The sequence below is a fragment of the Afipia birgiae 34632 genome, from assembly GCF_000308295.2.
Taxonomy (GTDB): domain Bacteria; phylum Pseudomonadota; class Alphaproteobacteria; order Rhizobiales; family Xanthobacteraceae; genus Afipia; species Afipia birgiae.
Genome location: NZ_HG326654.1, coordinates 284794 through 303391, shown reverse-complemented (window position 1 = coordinate 303391; position 18598 = coordinate 284794). Strand labels below are relative to the sequence as shown.

16 protein-coding genes and 1 pseudogene are annotated in these 18598 nt (G+C 61.4%); 10 read left to right on the top strand and 7 right to left on the bottom strand.

Annotated features, from left to right (window positions below):
• The first annotated feature begins 385 nt into the window (after positions 1-385).
• Positions 386-763: an Hpt domain-containing protein gene (locus tag BN32_RS20095; RefSeq protein ID WP_019196211.1), complete on the top strand. Its 378-nt coding sequence runs from the start codon at positions 386-388 to the stop codon at positions 761-763.
• Between the two features lie 263 nt (positions 764-1026).
• Positions 1027-1347: a 2Fe-2S iron-sulfur cluster-binding protein gene (locus tag BN32_RS20090; RefSeq protein WP_019196212.1), complete on the top strand. Its 321-nt coding sequence runs from the start codon at positions 1027-1029 to the stop codon at positions 1345-1347.
• A 246-nt stretch (positions 1348-1593) separates the two neighbouring features.
• On the opposite strand, the gene BN32_RS20085 is transcribed toward BN32_RS20090, so the two are convergent.
• Both BN32_RS20085 and BN32_RS20080 read right to left on the bottom strand, forming a co-directional pair.
• The gene (locus tag BN32_RS20085) at positions 1594-2556 is read right to left on the bottom strand and encodes an AraC family transcriptional regulator (RefSeq protein ID WP_019196213.1); all 963 of its coding nucleotides are present in this window, start codon (positions 2554-2556) and stop codon (positions 1594-1596) included.
• Positions 2557-2648: 92 nt separating this feature from the next.
• Positions 2649-3092: an acyl-CoA thioesterase gene (locus tag BN32_RS20080; protein WP_019196214.1), complete on the bottom strand. Its 444-nt coding sequence runs from the start codon at positions 3090-3092 to the stop codon at positions 2649-2651.
• Positions 3093-3275: 183 nt separating this feature from the next.
• Between BN32_RS20080 and BN32_RS20075 the strand changes: the two genes are divergently transcribed.
• Both BN32_RS20075 and BN32_RS20070 read left to right on the top strand, forming a co-directional pair.
• Positions 3276-4304, top strand: coding sequence for an NAD(P)/FAD-dependent oxidoreductase (locus BN32_RS20075; RefSeq protein WP_019196215.1), 1029 nt, complete (start codon positions 3276-3278; stop codon positions 4302-4304).
• Positions 4305-4499: 195 nt separating this feature from the next.
• On the top strand, positions 4500-5903 hold the full coding sequence (locus tag BN32_RS20070) for a PAS domain-containing protein (RefSeq protein ID WP_019196216.1): 1404 nt from the start codon (positions 4500-4502) through the stop codon (positions 5901-5903).
• A gap of 6 nt (positions 5904-5909) precedes the next feature.
• On the opposite strand, the gene BN32_RS20065 is transcribed toward BN32_RS20070, so the two are convergent.
• Together BN32_RS20065 and BN32_RS20060 are read right to left on the bottom strand one after the other, a co-directional pair.
• Positions 5910-7946, bottom strand: a complete 2037-nt coding sequence (locus BN32_RS20065; RefSeq protein WP_019196217.1) for an SGNH/GDSL hydrolase family protein — start codon at positions 7944-7946, stop codon at positions 5910-5912.
• 96 nt (positions 7947-8042) lie between these two features.
• A complete protein-coding gene (locus tag BN32_RS20060; protein ID WP_019196218.1) occupies positions 8043-9104 on the bottom strand; it encodes a lysylphosphatidylglycerol synthase transmembrane domain-containing protein in 1062 nt (353 codons plus the stop codon).
• A gap of 415 nt (positions 9105-9519) precedes the next feature.
• Here BN32_RS20060 and BN32_RS26370 point away from each other — a divergent pair.
• Positions 9520-9744, top strand: a pseudogene (locus tag BN32_RS26370) (DUF892 family protein); the annotation flags it as partial.
• Between the two features lie 110 nt (positions 9745-9854).
• Here BN32_RS26370 and BN32_RS20050 read toward each other — a convergent pair.
• Positions 9855-10289, bottom strand: coding sequence for a hypothetical protein (locus BN32_RS20050; protein WP_019196220.1), 435 nt, complete (start codon positions 10287-10289; stop codon positions 9855-9857).
• Positions 10290-10412: 123 nt separating this feature from the next.
• Between BN32_RS20050 and BN32_RS20045 the strand changes: the two genes are divergently transcribed.
• Positions 10413-11030: a hypothetical protein gene (locus BN32_RS20045; protein ID WP_019196221.1), complete on the top strand. Its 618-nt coding sequence runs from the start codon at positions 10413-10415 to the stop codon at positions 11028-11030.
• Between the two features lie 147 nt (positions 11031-11177).
• Here BN32_RS20045 and BN32_RS20040 read toward each other — a convergent pair whose 3' ends face one another.
• Complete coding sequence (locus BN32_RS20040) at positions 11178-11603, bottom strand: universal stress protein (protein WP_019196222.1); 426 nt, start codon at positions 11601-11603, stop codon at positions 11178-11180.
• Between the two features lie 76 nt (positions 11604-11679).
• The gene (locus tag BN32_RS20035) at positions 11680-12213 is read right to left on the bottom strand and encodes a SixA phosphatase family protein (RefSeq protein ID WP_019196223.1); all 534 of its coding nucleotides are present in this window, start codon (positions 12211-12213) and stop codon (positions 11680-11682) included.
• A gap of 335 nt (positions 12214-12548) precedes the next feature.
• Here BN32_RS20035 and BN32_RS20030 point away from each other — a divergent pair, with 335 nt between their 5' ends.
• The 4 genes from BN32_RS20030 (at position 12549) to flgK (ending at position 18597) form a co-directional block, all read left to right on the top strand.
• Positions 12549-13955, top strand: a complete 1407-nt coding sequence (locus BN32_RS20030; protein ID WP_019196224.1) for an NAD(P)/FAD-dependent oxidoreductase — start codon at positions 12549-12551, stop codon at positions 13953-13955.
• 179 nt (positions 13956-14134) lie between these two features.
• Positions 14135-14650 (top strand): peptide-methionine (R)-S-oxide reductase MsrB, encoded by a 516-nt coding sequence (gene msrB, locus BN32_RS20025; RefSeq protein ID WP_040427353.1) that lies wholly within the window; start codon positions 14135-14137, stop codon positions 14648-14650.
• Positions 14651-14833: 183 nt separating this feature from the next.
• Positions 14834-16657 (top strand): flagellar hook-basal body complex protein, encoded by a 1824-nt coding sequence (locus tag BN32_RS20020; protein WP_019196226.1) that lies wholly within the window; start codon positions 14834-14836, stop codon positions 16655-16657.
• 47 nt (positions 16658-16704) lie between these two features.
• A complete protein-coding gene (gene flgK, locus BN32_RS20015) occupies positions 16705-18597 on the top strand; it encodes a flagellar hook-associated protein FlgK (protein WP_040427089.1) in 1893 nt (630 codons plus the stop codon).
• Position 18598: the final 1 nt, after the last annotated feature.

Here is an 18598-nt window from a genome sequence, read left to right as displayed (position 1 = left end):
CTTTATTTTTACGTCATCCGCAAGTGGCTACGCAGCAGAAGCCGCGCGCCTTCGAATGTTCCCCGATACCGTCGGCCGAAACGAAAGTTACGTCGCCGATTTGTCCCGCCGGTTGTCCCGCACTTCCGCAAACATCCTATTGGCTCGGTCGGTCGAATGAAATGGCAGGAGTTAATAGATTTTTAATCATCGTTAACGGCGCAAGGGTTAACACTTTAAGAAATCAACAGTTTTCAAAAGCACATTGGTATTTCTAGGCGGCGGCACGGCGAAAGCATGGCTAAATGGTGGCGAATAGCTGATACGTTTCATTAACCATTGGTGTGATTGCTTGAGGCTGTTTTCGGCCGGTTGATCCGGCGCCGTCAGCAATCTCGGATGGACAATGTCACTCAATTTGGAGCGGTTGAACTGGATGCCGTCGCCACCGCTCGTTCCGGAAGACTCCGCCATCGACGTCCAGCATCTCGGGCGCATGACGCTCGGCGAGGCCGCGCTCGAAGCCGAAGTTCTCGCGCTTTTCTCGGCCCAGAGCGGGGAGCTCGTCACCCGCCTCAAAGCCATCCCGCCCGACGCCGCCGCACTGGCGCACACGCTGAAGGGGTCTGCGCGGGCCATCGGCGCTTTCCGGGTCGCCGAAGCTGCTCTTGATGTTGAAGCAGCCATGAAGAACAATGGCGACATTGCAGCCGCGATCACCCTTCTGCAGCAGACCGTCGAGGAAGCCCAGGCCACGATCGGGCGGATGTTGAACCGGTCCTGATCGGGTCTTTTCCCGCACCGCTTTTATCCCGCCAGTGTCAGGGTCCCGTATCCGACGTTCGCTTCACTTTGCAGCAGCTCCCGAGCGAACGTCGGATACGAAAGGACACTGGCAAACTAGATTCTAGTCATCCTTTGGTTCTGGCACTCGTAAACGTGCCCGCTAAGGCTATGATACGAATGCCAGAACCGGATCACTAGCATCCCGTGGATTGACCCGTTATACGACTGCTCAATCTGAATTATCCGGGCAGCACGACAATCATGGTCAAAATCAACTTCACCGATCACACAGGTACCACCCGTTCCGTGGACGTGGACGCCGGCGCAACCGTTATGGAAGCGGCGATCCGCAACGCCATTCCCGGAATCGAGGCTGAGTGCGGCGGCGCGTGCGCCTGCGCGACCTGCCATGTGTATGTCGATGAAGCCTGGCGCGAGAAGGTCGGCTCGCCGACGCCGATGGAAGAGGACATGCTCGACTTCGGTTACGACGTGCGGCCGAATTCGCGCCTGTCGTGCCAGATCAAGGTCACCGACGACCTCGAAGGTCTCACGCTGACGACACCGGAGCGTCAGGCGTAATACCGGCTGCGGGCAGCGGGCAGCGGGAAATTTTTAGGTCATGAAAAGAAGCGCTGAAAATACGTAGGCAGTAAGTACTTACGTCATGAAATCCGACGCGAAGCCCCGCCTGTGTGCGGGGCTTTGATGTGTCGGCTCCATGTGGCAGATCGGTGCGTGCCCGTCTTCTCATTCCGCGCAGATTCACAACCCGGATGCAGAAAGGTTAATCCTTTTCAGGCCGTGGCGGACAGCGGCCGCAAGGATTCACGCGTTGCGAGAAGCCATCCGGACATCGCCAGGCGTCATGCCGAAGGTCGAACGAAACACGCGATAGAATGTCGCGATGCTGTCGAAGCCGCAGGCGTAGGCGATGTCCGCGACCGAGCGCGCCGGCATGGTCTCGAGCCGCCGCCGCGCTTCTTTCAGCCGCATTGCCGTCAGCGTGCGCGCAAACGAGAAGCCGGTCGGCTCGAACAGAAGGTGCAGCTGCCGCAACGAAATACCGAGCGTACCGGCCACGAATGCCGGTGACAGGTCCGGCCGATGCAGGTCGCGCGCGAGGATATTGCGGGCTGCCTGCAGATACCCGAAGCGCAGTGCGGCGCGGCTGTCCGGCGAGCCGGTCGCAACAGAGCTTCGGGCCAGCAGCGCCAGCTGTGCCAGATGAGCGACGGCCAGATCGAAATCGGAGCCAGGACTTCTCGTGGAGTCCGCGACGAGCGCGGCGAACGAGGCGGATATCAGCGCCGTCAGACGCGGATCGTTGTGCAGTGGTGCGGGCGCGAGACGAAGCGCGCCAGGAGTGAGCGCCGTGCGCCCGGCCATCGGGATCTTCAGGACGCGCAGATCAAAGCCGTGGGACATGGTGGGCCGGGTCAGGTAAGGCAGATCCGCATGACTGATGGCGAACTCACCGGCCCGCACCACGAACTCGCCGCCGGCCTGGCTGTTGAACCAGCTTGCGCCGCCGGTCTGTTGATAGATGCAAAGGCTGTCGTTCGACGCGCGGGAAATATCGGCGGCCGTGCGCGACACGCTGTAGGGCGACGCCTGCATCTGGCTCAGGACCGCACCGCCGACGGGTTTGGCCGAGAACTGCCCGCGAAAGTTCTGCCGTTCTTCCTGCTTCAGCGAGATCGTCACGCCAAACAGGTTACGGGCGCGCACTTCGCACCAGTAATCGAACCGCTCATGTGGGCGCAGGTCGTCGGTCGAGAAGATGAGCATGACGGAAACTGTCCGTTTGCCTCTGAATTTCGACAGGAGCTTTAGAGGCAGACGATGGCCACGGCAACATCAATCGCTGTGGGCGTGCTGCTTTATGCCCGCAAGAGCCATGGCTGAAACCGTTCGATGATGGCGGGGGTCAGTGGCGTCGGCTTGCGCGTTTGGGCGTCGACCAGGACGGTGACAGCTTCGGCGGAGGCGGTGCAGACATCGCCGGCAAACACCACCTGCTGGAATCGCGCCGAGGTGCGGCCGAGCTTCGAGACGCCGATGCCGAGTTCGAAGCTTCCGGGCCAGTGCATTTCGGCACGGAAGTCGATCGCCAGATGCACCAGCATCCAGCTCAGGCCCTTCGGCATCAGGCCGCGGTCGCCGCTGCGCAGGAGGGTGACGCGTGCCGTCTCGAAGTAGGTCGAATACACCCCGTTGTTGACGTGCTTGTTGGGATCGAGGTCGCCATAGCGGACGTTGTCGGCCAGGCGGAACGGGTAATCTTCCAGCTTGAAGCTGGACTGTGGGCGGGTCGGCGCGTTCAAGGAATAAGTCTCCGGATTTATGCACCCTTACCTGAAAAAAGCCGGGCGTCACAAGCCGATGGCGCAGGGCCGCCAGCCGAAAATCCCTTCCCCCGAGGGGCCGTCTTGGCTAGACAATGCCCCTAAAAGCGGCACCTTCCGCTCCCGCACCTCCATTTCTTTCCATCAAAGACCGGAACGAGCATGACCGTCACGATCAAAACTGATGTCCTGATTATCGGCGCCGGCCCTTGCGGCCTGTTCGCAGTGTTCGAACTGGGCCTGCTCGATATGAAAGTGCATCTGGTCGATATTCTCGACAAGCTGGGCGGTCAGTGCGCGGAGCTTTATCCGGAGAAGCCGATCTACGACATTCCGGCGATTCCGATGGTGACGGGGCAGGGCCTCACCGATGCACTGATGGAGCAGATCAAGCCGTTCAATCCGACCTTCCATCTCAATGAAATGGTCGAGACCATCGAGAAGATCGGCGATCCGCTGTTTCGCGTCACCACGGATGCCGGGCAGGTGTTCGAAACCAAGGTCGTGGTGATCTCGGCAGGCGGCGGCTCGTTCCAGCCGAAGCGCCCGCCGGTGCCGGGCATCGAGGCCTATGAAGGCACCTCGGTGTTCTATGCTGTGCGCAAGATGGAGCAGTTCCGCGGCAAGGATCTGCTGATCGTCGGCGGTGGCGACAGCGCGCTCGACTGGGTGCTCAATCTTCAGCCGATCGCGAAGCGCGTCACCCTGCTGCATCGCCGTGACGACTTCCGCGCAGCGCCGCATAGCGTCGATCAGATGCGCGCACTGGTTGCGGCGGGCAAAATGGATATGAAACTCGGGCAGGTGACCGGCCTCGAAGGCGAGAACGGCGTGTTGTCGGGCGCCACGGTGAAGGGCAACGACAACGAGATCTTCAAGGTCGAGTGCAACACCATGCTGCCGTTCTTCGGACTGACCATGAAGCTTGGCCCGGTCGCGAACTGGGGCATCAAGCTCGAGAATAATCTCGTGCCGGTCGATACCGAGGCGTTCGAGACCAACGTGCCCGGCATCTTCGCCATCGGTGACATCAACACCTATCCCGGCAAGCTGAAGCTCATTCTCTCGGGCTTCCATGAAGGTGCGCTGATGGCGCAGAAGGCGAGCCGCTATGTCTTCCCGGACAAGCGCGTCGTGTTCCAGTACACGACCTCATCGTCGAGCCTGCAGAAGAAGCTCGGGGTAAATTGACCCAATTGGGGTATCCCTCCGGCGAGGCGGCGTCGCCAATTCGCCGGATTTCGGGTCGATTTTGATACAAGTTGCGATTGATCAATCGCGCATGAGCGCTCATGCTGCGATGAACTAGAGCGGGAAACTCGCCCAACACGCTTTGTAAAATTTGCCGACGTTCGACGAACCGTACACCCTTGGCAGGAGGGATCGTTGTCGAAGAATTCGCATCACGATGCGTTCGCCGGGAGGCAGTCGTCGCCCTTTTTCGGTCTGCCGTTTTCGCAGCAGCCCGCCTTGCAGCTGATTTATGACAGCGCCCCGATCGGTCTGGCATTTCTCTCAACCGACTGCCGCTATCTCCAGATCAACCAGCGCCTGACGGAAATTTGCGGCATCTCTGTTGAAGGTCATCTGGGCCGCACTGTTCGCGAGTGCGTTCCGGCCCTGGCCGACTCGGTCGAAGCCATCGTCCGGTCGATTGTCGAAAGCGGAGAACCGGTCACGGGAATCGAGGTCGCGGGGCAGCGGGCCGATCAGGTCGATGAGCGCTCGTGGGTCACCTACTGGCATCCGCTGCACGGTCGAAATGGCGAGATCGTAGGGATCAATGTCGCGGCTGAGGAGATCACCGAGCGCAAGCGCGCAGAGGCGGCGCTCAAGGCGAGTGAACAGCAATTTCACACGCTGGCGGATTCCATTCCCCAACTCGTCTGGATGGCCGAAGCCGACGGCAAGATATTCTGGTTCAACAATCACTGGTACGGCTACACGGGCATCCCGGCGGGGGAAATTCTCGGCCGCGACTGGAACAAGCTCCTCGATCCCGCTGTCGCTCGCAAGGCAAGCGAACATTGGGCGCGATCGCTCGCGACCGGTACGGCATTCGAGATGGAATTGTCGCTCTGCGGCAAGGACGGTGAGTACCGTCCGTTTCTGACCCGCGTCATTCCGCTTCGCGACACCAATGACATCATCTACCGCTGGATCGGCACCCATATCGACATCAGCGAGCAGATACGACGCGAGGAGCATATCCGCTTCATCATCGACGAACTGTCGCATCGGACGAAGAACCTGCTGGCCGTTGTCATGGCCGTTGCCAATCAGACCGCCCGGCAAGTTGGTGACGTAGCGCAGTATCAGGCGCGTTTCTCGGAACGCCTGACGGCGCTTGCGCACTGTCACGATCTGCTGGTGAGGGACAGCTGGCATGGTGCGTCGTTCCGCGATCTGGTCTCGGCGCAGCTGAAACCGTTTCACGAAACCGTCGAGGGACGCATCGAGGTCGTGGGACCGCCGATTATTCTCAAACCCGATGCGGTGCAGAATCTTGGTCTGGCCTTTCATGAACTGGCCACCAATGCATCGAAACACGGCGCGCTGTCGGCTCCGGACGGAAAGGTTTCGATCCAATGGCTGTTCAATGATGCGGGCGATAAGGTTCACGTGCGATGGTGCGAGAGCGGAGGGCCCGTCGTCGCGCCGCCGCAACGCCGGGGCTTTGGCCACGTGGTGATCGAGCAGATCGTGCCGCGTGCGCTGAATGGCGTCGGCACGCTCGATTTCTCTCCCGCCGGTGTTAACTGGACGTTCGAATTTCCAAGCTGTCAGTAGAGCGGTTTAACGGGTCTGCTGCTGCGGCATCGGTGAGATCGGTTCGCTGGTCACCGGATTTTCGGAGAGGCCAAGCCCGAGCACCGCCTTTGCGGCGGGGAGTGCCGCATCCGCCATGGCGGCGTGGCCTTCTGCGGTTGGATGGATTGCGCCGCCGTATACTGCCGACAGCACGCCCCACGTCGCATCATGAATGTCGCCCGGCTGGTTCGGCGCCTTCGCGGCCTGCGGATAGGTCATCGCCGTGAAGTAGCTGTCGTTGGCGTCGCGGACCCAGCGCGCGCGCGGCGCGTAGGCGCGGAAGTCGCTGGCGGCCGCGCCGCAGACCAGAGGATTGTTCGCGCCATCGACGATGTCCGCGACGAAACTGTCGCCTTTTGCCGAAAAGCATTCACGGTCGAACGGCGGATCGGTTTCCGCGCGCGCACAGAAGCCGTGTTGGGCGAAGGCCTCCTGATGCTGGTCGACGAAGGTCATGCGGTCGCGGGTGCTGTCGCCGCACAGCACGCCGCCGCTGCACAGCGCGAGCCGCTTGATCTGCGGCAGGAATTCGCTCTGGACGAAATTCGTCACATCGGCGAGACGCTGCGGATCGGCGTTGAACGATGGATGAATGTCGAAGCCGCCACGGCCGCCGGGGCAAGGTGCGCCGTTCGCCAGCGACGGATTTGCGTAAGAGGTGTAGACGACGCGTGACAGGTCGCCGCCGACGAGCGGTTTCAATGCCTGACGCAGTTTGCTGAAATCCCGCGGAAGATCTCTTTGCAGGACGCCCCGCGCTTCATCGACCGAACTGAGAACGCCGGTTCGCCGCGACAGTGCGCGCTCGGTTTGACGCTCTACGATAACGTCGGCGACCAGCCCCGAAAAGTCGATGTCGTTGGCGCCGATGGACAGCAGGATGAGATCGAGCTGCCGGTCCGGTTGCCGCCGCGTGGCGGCGGTCAGCGCTTCGCGCAACTCGGCAACCTGCGCGTTCACCGTACCCTGACAGGTCAAACCGTTCTTTCCGACGATACATTCACGAGCGCGCTGTGATCCGAACATGCCTTCGGCGATGGTTGCGCCGGTGCAGGCCAGCGGCAGATAGGTCACCGCGATCTGCGGGTTCTGCGCCGCCAGCGCGATCGCCATGCGGGTCTGGTAGCTATAGAGCGAGCGGTGACACGCCGGGTTGAACCATTGCGCACCGGCGCGCTGCCAGTTCTGCAGGCTGGCGCCGTCAGACGTATCGCAGGCGCGCGCGCCCTTGAAGCCGGCGCGACCGGGGCGGAAATACATTCCGGCGGGGCCACCGAGATAAGAGCGGAAGCAGAAGCCTTCGTCGGAGAGCGCCACCGGCCGATCGGGATTGCCTTCGCCTGACGCGATGGAATCGCCGAGACCCGCGATGAAGATGTCGCGCACTGCGATCTGTGTTGTGGCTCGCTGCGGCGCTTCCGACCCGCTCGAGATATCGACGGTGACAGGGGTGGGGCGGCCGTAGCGGATGCGCAGGTTGATCGGCTCGGCGCAGTCGAGCGTCGACTGCCGCGGCGGATCCCCGTCCTCGAAGGTCCATGCGCAGATCGCGCCGACCGGCACGGTGCCGGTGAGGCGAACCGTGACCGGATGATCGACCGGCGTGAGATAGCTTTCCTTCACGCCGTCGCGGGTGCAGGGTTCGCTGACGCGTCCCGCCGGGTCGATGCAAAGCCGGCCGAGCGTGTTGCGTGCCCAGCCGCGACCGTCGCTCTGCGCCGCCAAAGTCTGCTCGGCGGCAAGAATGCTGCGGCCGCTGAGCGAATCCACCTGGAGCTTGAAGTCGCGCTCTTCGCGAAACAGCCGAAAGCGATTACGGACTTCCCACGAAATCTGCATCGTCGTGCTGAGTTGCACGGCGGGCTGCTGCGCGAGCGGCGGCTGGGCGACGGATGGGTCCGCAGCGGGAGGCGTCTGCGCGCCTGCAAGGCCCGCCATTGCGCTGCCGAGCGCGGCGATCAAGAACGCTCCAATCAGGAGCCTAACCTTGAGCGATAAGCGGATGACGCGCGACTGGATCATGCTGGTTTGAAGCCGATGGATAAGGCCAAAATGTGGGGCGAACCCAAAACGTAGAATACGCCCTGGGACCCCACAAGCCACATCTTTGTGCGCGGATTACTCCGCCGCCTGCTTGGGCTTCGATTGCGGCGGTGACGATTGTGCGACAGCGGGTGCGGGCCGGAGTTTGCGGCTCTGTTGCCACGGCAGGATGACGCTCAGCCAGAGCTCCCGGATGCCCATGATCGTGATCGAGGTGGCGAACGGGATCAGGAAGTACAGAATGCGGAACACCAGCAGCGATGCGAGCAACTCTTCCTTGCCGAGCATCGGCAGGCCGACCAGCATCGCCGCGTCGAACACGCCAAGACTTCCCGGTGCGTGACTGGCGAAGCCGAGCAGCGTGGCGAGAATGAACACGACCGAGAGTGTTACGAAATCGAGGTCAGGACTCGATGGTGCGAGAAGATACATCGCAAGCGCGCAGAAGCCGAGATCGACAACGCCGATCAGGATTTGCAGCGCGGTCAGCGGCGCGGACGGCAGATGGACCTTCCAGCCGTCCTTGCCGAGTTTGCGGCGGCCATGTCCTGTCGCGATCCATGCGAGATACACGGCAATGCCGGCAAGCAACCCGATGCCGATCAACCGGTTGACGCTCTCAGGCAGCAGATCGATCGAGGAGGCTGCGGCCGGATGCCAGATCATTCCGATGCCGAGCACGAAGGTGTTGCCGAGCCAGAATGTCAGGCCGGAAATGAAACAGATTTTCGCGACATCGATCGCGCTCAGTCCCCAGTCGGAATAGATGCGAAAGCGGATTGCGCCGCCGGTGAAAACGGTGGCGCCGAGGTTATGGCCGATGGTGTAGCTGGTGAAGCTCGACAGCGCGGCGATACGGTAAGGCACATGCGTCTTGCCGATCGTACGCAGCGCGAACAGGTCGTAGAACGTCAGGGTAAAGAACGCACCCAGCACGCACAATGCGGCCAGCGCGATCTGGCCCTGCGACTTTTCGGCGAGCGCTGTCAGAACGATCGCGGTGTCCACGCCCTTGAGGGTGCGGAACAAATGCATGATCGCAATGGAAACGATGACAATACTGGCGACGATCCCGACCCGTTTCCAGCCAATTCGTTCCCTGAAGACACGCCCAAGCGTGCTCAACAATTGTTGCATTCGTCCTCCCGGCAGGGCGCGAAACTTATAAAAGCCGATTGAGGCGACAGTGAGCAAGCGGCTGCGGCGGTACTCATACGCGAAATCCCGCGCTTGGAAAATAGGGCGGTTGTGCAGCGCGAATAACGGTTTTGGCTGATAAACGGGGTCTAAGGACCGTCATCTGCGCTTCATATTAGGGACCGGCCCTGCGTTGATCCGGTCTGTCCCATGTGGGGAATGAACATGCTGTTTGAAAGGCCGATCCGGTCGTTCTGTTCCATCGATTATTGCCGATTCTTCGCATCGGATTTTCGGAACATCAGTCAATGCGCGCCGTTAGACAGCCATCACGCCCGAGCGCATTGACGGGCCGTCGCAATGGACGGCAGCGTTATCGCGTCCCCTGAGATTCTCACAAGCTGAGGATACGGCGATGGGACTGTTTACAAGGGACATCAAGACGCTGGACGATCTGTTCGTGCATCAGCTTCAGGACGTCTATTGCGCCTAGAAGCAACTTGTGAAGGCGATTCAAAAACTCGCCGAAAAAGCCAATGGCAATTAGCTCAAGGACGAGGAAGTGCTCGACGCGGCGTTGATCAATGCGGCGCAGGCAGCCGAGCATTATGAGATCACGCGTTACGGCCCGCTGGTGGCATCAACCTGAAGGCCGCCAACCAGGCCGATTGCGTCCTGCTCTGGATTGAGAAGCCGTGAGGTAAATCGCCGCGTTGGCGCAAACCGCGCGGCATTCGCGCAACTTCAGGATCAGCTTCGGCGCAATGCGAACTGCGCGCCGCATAGCGACATCACGGCGCCAAGTCCGAGCGCCGCGAGACCAGCCAGCGCGCCGGACAGGGTGGGAATCGGGCTCGGCGCGGACGCGGCCTGACCGGCGGCCGCCAGCATGATAACGCCGACGGCGATCAGGAATTGACGCAGGCGCAGCGAGATCCGCCCCGAGACCGCGCTGCTCATCAGCGAGGCCGAGATGAAGCCGGCGAGAAACGCCACCCCTCCGATCAGCCACCATGCCAGTGCCGCACGCGCGGGGATCAATTCCGGAACGTCCGTCCGCCACAGGTCGCCGAGATTAAGATTGAAGCGCTGGATGATGATGTGGATGCCGAGCGCAAGCAGCACGCCGAACAGGATCGACCCGGCGAGAACGATGTGGCGTGAGAAATAGGCCGGTTTTGCCATGGTGCGAGATGTTCGCCGGGGCTGCGGTTGCGCGCATTCGTTTCTGATCGTGTCCTTCATCTTGTAAGGTAAAGTCCGGGCAGGGTGCAAGCAGGGCGCGCACGGCCGGACTGAGGACATTCGATGCTGTCGGGACTGCTTACATCTCTTCGTCAATCGCCAGCCGCGGGATCGGCAACCGGCGACGGGACGCACTATCTGTTCAAGTCCTCGCTTGCGGGCGGGGCGAAACAGCTCACGCTCTCTGATGCAGGCTTGACCGTGCAGGCGACCAGGACGGAGTTGTGGCCGCTGGAGAGCATTGCCGCCATCCGGCTTTCATACCGTCCGGCATCGATGCAGGCGTGGCGGTTTCGCGCGGATATCGAGACGCTGAGCGGCCAAAGCATCAAGATCTTCTCGACCACGTGGCACTCGATCTCGCAGATGGCGCGTCAGGATGATGACTACCGCGCTTTCATCACGGAATTGCATCGCCGCTTGGCAAGCGTGCACAGCAGCGCCCGCCTGACGGCTGGAATCAATCCGGTGCTGTACATGGCGGGGCTTGTTGTGATGGCGCTAATCGGCATCTCGATTTTGGGTCTGTTCGTTCGTGCGCTGGTCACAGCCGAATTCGCTGGCGCCCTGTTTCTGGCGGGCTTCGGCGGCTGGTTTGTCTGGCAGATCGGGGGCTTCATGCGGCGCAACCGGCCGCGCGGTTACACGTTCGACGCGTTGCCAAAGGACGTCTTGCCGTAAGAAAACAGGCGGTCAGCTCGGCCGGGCATCGTTGGCCGGCCCGGCCAAACCTTACCGCCCGATGATGGGGATCACCCTCCGACGGCGCCCGACCATAGCGGACGATGATGTCGGAGAGAAGCCAGTCCGGGCCACGAAAATTGCGCGTTAGTGCCGCACCACAAGCACTGAGCATTTTGCATAGCGGACGACATGACCGGCATTCGAACCGAGAAAGTAACTCTGCATCGACGGCCGGTGCGACGTCATCACGATCAGGTCGGCGCCGATGTCGGCGGCTTCTTCGAGCACTTCGTGATAGATGCCGCCCTGACGGACGACGACCGAAATGCGCCGGCTTTCAATTCCGGATTCGCGCGCAACAATTGCCAGCGCTTCTTCTGACGACTGGCGCTGCTGAATGTCGAAATCGGGCGGGACATACTCAGCCAGCATCACGGGCGTCATCGGCATCACATTGACCAGCCGCACGGTGCCGCCGGACGATTTCGATAATGAAGCCGCGGTCTCGATGGCCGGCTTTGCGAGATCGGTATCGGCAAGGTCGATGGGGACGAGAATGGACTGGAACATCGGTCTCTCCGCTCGATGGATCGCTTACGATGAAGTCGTTGGCGGCAAGATGCAAGGTCGTCCAGTTGTGTTGGTCTTAAGCGTCGTCCGACCATTCTCTCAGGAGCTTGGGGCTGGCGAAGCGTTCGAGGCGCCCGCCGCGAAATCTGACACCGTCCCAGTGGTCGATTTTGAAATCGATCACGACGACCCCCGCGGTTGGCAGATTGCCGGCCAACCCGTGCCGCCCGGCCGTGTCGCCGCTGGCAACCAGCGCAAGCGCCAGTTCATGCAGACCGGGATTGTGCGCGAGAATCATCAGGCATTGCGGGTCTGCTTTCGCCGCGCCGTGAACAGCTCTCAACAGTTCAGACGGATCGGCTCCGTACAGTTCCGGTAAATGCTTGACGCGTGCGGACGGCATTGTCGTGCGCAGCAGGTCCCAGGTTTCCTGGGTGCGTGTTGCGGTCGAGACCAGCACAAGGTCGGGGCGATAATCCTGAAGCGCGAGCCAGCGGCCGATCTCTGCGCCGTCGTGCCGGCCGCGTTCGTCAAGGCGGCGATCCCGGTCCTTGCCCGAGGGGGCGTCCCGCTCGGTTTTAGCGTGGCGGAGCAGGATCAGGCGGCGCATGTCGCGATCTCGTTTTCGGTCTGCGCGGCAAGCGTCGAAAACGTTGCCAGCTTAGGATTTCGGGCGCCAGTGTAGCGGTTCGTAAGTCCGCATCAAATTTGCAGCGCGTTTTTGCGGACTTGCGAACCAAAGCCACACTAGAATTTACTATTGCTAGTGTCCTGAATTCCAAGTTCGCACAGAAGCTTCTGAAAAATGAAGCGAACTTGGGATTCAGGACACTAGGGCACGGCGCGGAATAGTGTACAAGCTTACGCAGAACAATGTGACGGATGCGAGTGCCGTTACACCCAGAAAACAGATGCCTCACGGCCTGCGATTTCCGGAATAAGGGCATGGAAGAACCTTCTGCAAATCCTCCGGCGAATGTGTCTAACCGTCCGGGGCTGACGTTCGATCTCGATGTCGATATCTGCGTCATTGGAGGAGGGCTGGCCGGCCTGACCATGGCGCTTGAATCGGTCCGAAGGGGCGCGAGCGTGGCGTTGCTCGAAGGCCGAAGCATCGGCTGGAATGCCTCTGGCCACAATCTCGGTACGGTGATGCCCGGATATGGCATCGCGGCGTCCGACCTGATCGAACGCGTTGGTTTCGAAGATGCCCGCGATTTGTGGAAACTTGCGCAGGGGGGCGCCGATTACGTCCGCGCCACAGCGTCCGGCATGCCGGATATCGCGCTGACGGAAGGCGCGCTTGAAGTTTCAAGGGTCGATGCCGGTGACGAGCTCATCAGCCGGTTGCAGACGCTCGGTGAGGATTTCGGCACAGAGCTCGAAGGCTGGCAGACCGACCGCGTGCGCGAGGCGCTGAAGACCGATCGCTACTTTCATGCGATTCATTTTCCGAAGGCGTTTCAGATCGACGCGCGGGCATATGTGCACGGCCTGGCGGCGCTCGCGGAAAGCGAAGGCGTGCGGATCTTCGAGGACACGCCGGTGGTCAGCATCGATCCCGCCGGTATCCGCAAGCGCGTCTTTACGCCGTCGGCAAAGCTGCGCTGCTCTCATGTCGTGCTTGCGGGCAATGCGCATATCGGCGCGCCCAGCCGCCGTCTCGCCGCGACGCTGTTGCCGACATGGCGCTACGTTGCGTTGACGGAGCCGCTTGGCGAGCGGCTCGCCGGCGCGGTGGCCTTTCAGGGATCGGTGACGGATACTCACGGCATCGATCATTTTCGCGTCGTCGATGGCGATCGGTTGCTGTGGTCGAGTCCCGAGACGACCTGGCAGGGCGATCCGCGACGCTATGCCAGGCGCATCCAGGGCCGCATCGCCGCGATTTTCCCGAAGCTGGGTCCGGTCAAGACCGCAGACACCTGGGGCGGGATGTTCGGCCAGACGGTGCACGGCATGCCGCAGATCGGCGAAGTTCAGCCGGGTCTCTGGATTCTCAGCGGCTTCGGCCGTCAGGGACTGAACACGACGGCGATGGGCGGTCAGCTTTTGGCGCGCAGCATTCTGTCGGGTGACGACCGCTGGCGGCTGTTTTCGCCGTTCGAACTGGTGTGGGCCGGCGGATCGGCCGGACGCATCGCGGGGCAGGCGATCGATCTATGGTCGCGCGGCCAATCTGCCGCGGCCGGCGCATTGTCGCGATTTCGCGAACGCGCCCGCGGCCGGGAACAGGCGCGGGAGTATGCGCGAGAGGCGAGGATCGCATCCGCAAGGGCGCAGGCCTCCTTTGCAAGGCAGCAGGCGTCGGCGGCGATGCATGAAGATCGCCGCGGTCAGGGCGGCGCGTGACGGGCGAGGCGGGTGAATAACCTGCCGGCATCGGGGTTCAAGGAACAGGCGGGCCTAGCGGGACGTTCCCACCTCGCGCGAAAGTGAGCCTCTCGCCAGTGCGATGCTGTAACTTTTCGCGACGGGGACCGTAGATCGTGATGGACAGCCTGTTTCCCGACCTGCACGGAGCTTTGACGATGATCGACCGCCGTATCCTGCTCGCATCCGCGATGAGTCTCGCTGCATTCTCGGCATTCCGCTGGCTCGGTTTTGGCGGCAGCGCCATCGCGGGCGAAAAATCCGCCGAAAAATTCGAGATCGAGAAAACGCCAGAAGAGTGGCGCAAGCAGTTGAGTGCCGCCCAGTATCATGTGCTGCGCGAAGCCGGCACCGAGCGCCCGTTCACCAGTCCGCTGAACAAGGAGAAGCGCAAGGGAACCTTCACCTGCGCCGGGTGCGACCTGCCGCTGTTCGCCTCGGAGACGAAGTTTGAAAGCGGCACCGGCTGGCCGAGCTTCTATCAGGCGCTGCCCAACGCCATTGTCGAGAAGTCCGATCGCACCTTCATGATGGTGAGGACCGAAACCCTTTGCCGGCGATGCGGCGGCCACCTCGGTCATGTGTTCGACGACGGTCCGAAGCCGACCGGGCTGCGTTATTGCATGAACGGACTGGCGCTGACCTTCAAGCCCGCGGCCGGCTCGACGACCTGATACGCGCGGCAATTCTTGCCCGCTAGGCAATTGTGCCCCGGTCATTTGGCCGGGGCGTTTCTTTTAAGTGACTGATTTTTCGTAATTATTGCTGTTGGCACAGCGCTTGCGATCTCTTCTTCGAATGCGGCCGTGAACGTTGGGCACCGGTAGGCCGCCCGGGTCGAAGTTGGAGATAATGTAATGGGTCTCTTTGGCGCTCTCACCACATCCGTCGCGGGTCTTCGTGCTCAGTCCTATGCGCTGGAAAATATCTCCGGCAACATCGCGAACTCGCAGACGACGGCTTTCAAGCGCATCGATACGAGTTTTCTCGACCTTATTCCCGAGACCGGCAACAACAACCAGCTTGCGGGTAGCGTTGCGACCGAATCGCGCTCAACCAATACGGTGCAGGGCGACGTTCAGAAGGCGGCCGTTGCCACCTACATGGCGATCAGCGGTGACGGCTTCTTTGTGGTTCAGAAGCCCGGTAGCTTCACCGACAACAACCCGGTCTTCAACGGCGTCAACAACTACACGCGCCGTGGCGACTTCACACTCGACAAGAACGGCTATCTCGTAAACGGCGCCGGCTACTATCTCGAAGGCATTCCGATCGATCCGACGACGGGCAACGTCACCGGCAGCAACCCGCAGGTTCTGAAATTCGGCAGCGACTTCCTTCCGGCGCAGCCCACCAGCACCGTCACCTATCGCGCCAACCTGGCCTCGTATCCGCTGACCACGAAGAGCGACAAGTCTGTTCCCGGTTCCGAACTGATCAACGTCGGCGACTTCACCGTCAATCCGAGCACGGTCGGCACCCCGCCGCTGCCTTACCTCGACAACGTCAGGAGCGGTGCCTCCGTCAACAGCGCGCTGACCACGGCAACCAAGATCAACGGCTCGACCGCACTGTCGGGCGCAGCGAACACCAACTCGCTGTCGGCGGGCTTCGCAATCGGAGACACCATCACCGTCAACGGCAACACCATCACCTTCACGGCCGCATCGACGTCGCCGACGCCCGGTCTCGACGACGCAAACAACATTCCGATCGACAGCACAATCGATCAATTGCTCAACAAGATTGACGGGCTGAGCGGCAACTCGTCGTTGTCGTCGACCGTCAACAATGGCTCTGTTCAGTTGCATACAGGTCTGGCGAACAATCTCACAGTCAGTTCGAGCAACGGGACGGCCTTTGCCGCTCTCGGCTTCTCCGGTCCCGTGGCGGTGAACCGTCTGGGTGGCGGCTCGCCGGGCGCCGGAACGGTCATCGGTTCCGATTCTGCAACGTTCATTTCACAATCGATCGCGGGTGGCGCCACCACCGGCTACGACATCTCCGGTTCGCCGGTGAGCATCCAGTTCCGCTGGGCCAAGATGGACAGTTCGACGCTCGGACCGGGCCGTACCGATAGATGGAACATGTTCTATCAGGTCGACCCGAATGCGACCGGCACCGCGACGGCCTGGCAGAATATCGGCACCGACTTCACCTTCAGCGCAAACGGCCAGCTCACGCCGGCGGTCGCTTCGGTCACCCTTACGACCCCGACCATCAGCGGCATCACGCTCGGCAATGTCACCGTCAACTTCGGCGTCAGCGGCTTGACCTCGTTTGCCGATGCCAACGGCAACGCGCAGGTCAACGAAATCCGCCAGGATGGATTCCCGGCGGGCTCGTTGCAGACGGTGTCGATCGGCGACAATGGCCGCGTGGTCGGCAACTATTCGAACGGCCGCAACATCGATCTCGCGCAGATCACGCTGGCCACATTCAACGGCGCGAACTTCCTGAAACGACTCGATGGCGGTGCGTTCGAGGAAACCGACCAGTCCGGTAATCCGATTTTTGGAAAAGCCGGTAGCATCACCGGCTCGGCGCTCGAAGGATCCAACAGCGATATTGCGGACGAATTCACCAAGCTGATCGTTACGCAGCAGGCCTATTCGGCAAACACCAAGGTCATCACCACTGCGAACCAGATGGCGCAGGATCTGCTGAACGTGCTGCGATAATCGCGAGTGTGGCGTCGCATGATGCGACCTGAGATGGGCAGTATGTTATGGGTCTGAGCCAAGCTCTTTCAACCGCGATGTCCGGCTTGCGGGCAAATCAGGCGGCGCTCGCGCTGGTCTCGTCGAACGTGGCGAACGCGGAGACGCCGGGCTACGTCCGCAAGACGTCCAATCAGGTCCAGACCGCGGTCGGCAACGGCGCGGGCGTCGAAACCATCGGCGTCAATCGTGTGCTCGACGACTATATCCAGAGCCAGTTGCGGACGGAAACTTCAGGTGCGGCCTATACCCGCACCCGCGCGAATTTCCTGAGCAATCTGCAGAGCGTATACGGCGATCCGGATTCGTCTGCGACGATCGAAGCGGCATTCAATTCGCTCACGACCGCGCTTCAGTCGCTCTCGACAAGCCCGGATTCGCAATCGGCGCGCACCGGCGTCATCAATGCGGCGCAGGCGCTGGCGCAGCAGTTGAATTCCACTTCCCAGGGTATCCAGGCTCTGCGCAACAGCGCTGAGACGGGAATAACCAACGCGGTGTCGACGGCCAACAACGCGTTGATTCAGATTGCCAAGATCAACCGGCAATTGCAGGGTTATGCCAACCAGGATGCTGCGACGGCAGCGCTGCTGGACCAGCGTGATCAATTCATCACGCAGGTGTCGCAATTGATGGACGTGCGCGTCGTCAAAGGAGATGGCAATCAGGTTTCCGTTTACACGACCTCGGGCACGCAGCTCGTCGGCGGCTCCGATGCGGCGCAACTGTCGTTCAACACCCAAGGCACGGTCACGCCGGATGCGCAGTGGAATGCCGATCCATCAAAGAGCGCGCTCGGAACGATTTCCATTTCCTATGCGAACGGCGGAAGCATAGATCTGGTTTCAAGTGGAGCGATCCGATCCGGATCAATCGCGGCCTATCTCGAATTGCGCGACAAAACGCTGGTGCAGGCACAGGAACAGGTCGACCAGCTCGCGGCAGCGATGGCAAGTGCGCTGTCCGACAAGACGACAGGCGGCACGCCATACCCGCCCGCTACGCCCGTTCCGCCGCCCGGAACACCAGCGGGCTTCGATCTCGATCTTTCCGGTCTCCAGGCTGGCAACGTTGTTCGTCTGACCTACACCGACAGCACCGGCACTCAGCGTAATGTTTCGATCATTCGCGTGGATGATCCGAACGCATTGCCGCTGAAGGACACGGCGACGATCGATCCGAATGACAAGGTGATCGGTGTCGATTTCTCCGGCGGCATGTCGTCGGTGGTCTCGCAGCTCAATGCCGCACTTGGCGGAGCCAACATCCAGTTCTCGAATCCGGCGGGCTCGACGCTGCGTGTGGTTGACGACGGCGCGGGCGGCCTGTCTGACGTCAACGCCGCATCAGTGACGACGACGGCGACATCGCTGACCGGCGGTGGCCCGCAGATCGCCTTGTTCACTGACGGCGGAAGACCTTACACGGGAGCGATCACGGCGTCCGGTTCTCAGCAAACCGGACTGGCGGGACGCATCACTGTCAATGCCGGATTGCTGGCGGACTCGTCACGGCTGATCGTTTACAGCACGAGCCCTGCGACGCCGGCCGGCGACACCACGCGCTCTGATTTCATCCTGTCGCAACTGACGTCGGCCACCTACAGCTATTCGGGAACGACAGGCGTCGGCTCGATCGCTACACCCTATAAAGGGACGCTGCTCAGCTTCACCCAGCAGTTCACGAACCTGCAGGCCAATGCCGCGAGTTCGGCGCAGCAGCTCTCTGACGGTCAGGATGTTGTGCTCAATACGTTGCAGAAAAAGATGGATGCGACCTCCGGCGTGGATATCGACACGGAAATGGCCAACCTGCTGGCGCTGCAAAACGCTTACTCGGCGAACGCCCGCGTGATGTCCACGGTCAATTCGATGTTCCAGTCATTGATGCAGGTATTGTGAG